Origin of the sequence: Rodentibacter sp. Ppn85, from assembly GCF_001999335.1 — a bacterium.
Lineage (GTDB): Bacteria > Pseudomonadota > Gammaproteobacteria > Enterobacterales > Pasteurellaceae > Rodentibacter.
On sequence record NZ_MLHS01000096.1, the window covers coordinates 1 to 1828 of the forward strand.

A 1828-nucleotide genomic window follows, 5' to 3' on the forward strand; every position below is an offset into this window, starting at 1 on the left:
CACTTAAATTGCTTTGGGAGCTTCCTTCTCTATCACCTAAATCAACATAAGCCTTTATCGAAGAATCACCTACCGTATAAATAGGGTGAATACGAGCATATAAGTTTCTGTCGATCAAAATAAAATCTTTATTAGACAAAAATGCGATAGATAATACATCAAATAATTGTGCGACTTGAAAACTCTCAAACTTTTTAGGGATTATAAGGTCATTATTACTTTCATAATGACCAGTCTTCTCATTGTAAATTTCTCCAATATTAATAAATTTTCTCTTAGAATCACCTAAAGACCACATAAAATTACCTCTATGGGTACTTCCTGTCACAATCCATTTCCCATCAGGACTAAGTTTTCCTGTTGTTCGTCCAGTATTTCCATATAATTTTGCGATAGGTTTTAATGTTGTTTTATTCCATAAAGTGACACCTGAATAGCTGTCTTTTTTATTTATCAGGGTTGACTGGATTGGCGGTTAATTTGGTTTCAGCCACTTCACCATTACGACCACGCCGACCATTTCCAACAGACAAAAATTTATCACCGACAATCGAAAAAGTATAAGGCTGACTAGGGCTAATCGGGGCATCGGTATAAATCGGCACTAAATATTTACCACGTCCTTTATAAAATTTTCCCCATTCATCTGCGGATAAATAAAACGATTTATCAGCCGAAATAATTTGTCTCTCTGTTTTAAAATGTGGAAATTGTGAAATTTCTTTTCCTTCGACATTTTGGATATGCACAATATTATTATTGTCTTGCCATATAAACTCGTGGCTATCGGGAATGAAATAGGCACTATACGGATTAGCATTTTTGGCAAGAACTTTCTTTTCTTTCTTGGTTAAATCCCACAGTACTAATTCATCTTTTCCATGTGCACTAATCGCGTATTTACCATCACTAGAAACACCCAGTGATACGACACCTGACATTGAATTACAGCCAATAGTAAATAAAGATAAAATAATTAAAATGAGTAAATTTGGTAATTTCATATATCCCTCCTAATAACGCCCAAACTTTGAGTTTTCAGTAATTCTATCAATAATCCATTCTTTATAACTTTTCTCATAGATTAGAGGAAATACCTTATTTTTTTCACTCATTCCCTCCCATTCATATTCCCATTCCCGCATGGCAGAATGAGTGATGAAATATGAGATCTTTTTATTTTCATCTTTTGGATTTTCAATCGTTTGAGGGAAAAACGCTATTTTTCTATTCTGATTGTTAATATCTGATGATTCTTTGATAAATTCATCATAATAAGCTTCTTTTTCCTTTTTATTTAACAAGTTACCTCTTGCATTGACACCCAGCACCGAATACAAATCCCCCCTCGCCCCTAACGGCGGGCGAATATCCATATTAATTTGTTGCCAATCATGCACAAGGGTATAAGACAAAATCTCAATAATATGCTCCAACACTGCCTTTTGAATCGGGTCGCCTTTTTTAAACCGTCTAAAACAGCTCCAAGGGCGTAAATAATAAATCTCATCGGAAATCCCACCGTGTTTGGACAGTTTTTCCGCTTCCGCCTCGACGGCTTGACGAATACGTGTTTGGTTTAATGCGTTTCGTTGAATATTGTCACAGATAAATTCCCGTTGACGGCTATCGGTCACATCCCGACACCCGTATTTATCTTTTAACTTTTCAATGCGGATATATTCGTCCGAAATCTCTTTGGTAAATCCTTGTTGATAAGCATCGGCGGATTTACTGCCCGGTTTATTGATACCGAAGGTCGCACTATTGTCAAACATCGTAATCGTAAACTTAGCCTGATTGGCATTAACATAATAATCGCCCAACG

Annotated in this window: 1 protein-coding gene and 2 pseudogenes; all 3 read right to left on the bottom strand. The window is 35.9% G+C overall.

All coding sequences use genetic code 11. The annotated features are described in order from the left end of the window. A pseudogene (locus BKL51_RS12225) lies at positions 1-298 on the bottom strand (WD40 repeat domain-containing protein); the annotation flags it as partial. Between the two features lie 148 nt (positions 299-446). Then, a complete protein-coding gene (locus BKL51_RS12230) occupies positions 447-1004 on the bottom strand; it encodes a hypothetical protein (RefSeq protein ID WP_233127137.1) in 558 nt (185 codons plus the stop codon). Between the two features lie 9 nt (positions 1005-1013). Next, positions 1014-1828 (bottom strand): annotated as a pseudogene (locus BKL51_RS11485) (hypothetical protein); the annotation flags it as partial.

Bases quoted from the DNA above. Each gene is read 5' to 3' on its own strand.
- BKL51_RS12230 (WP_233127137.1), bottom strand. From the start codon at position 1,004: ATGAAATTACCAAATTTACTCATTTTAATTATTTTATCTTTATTTACT.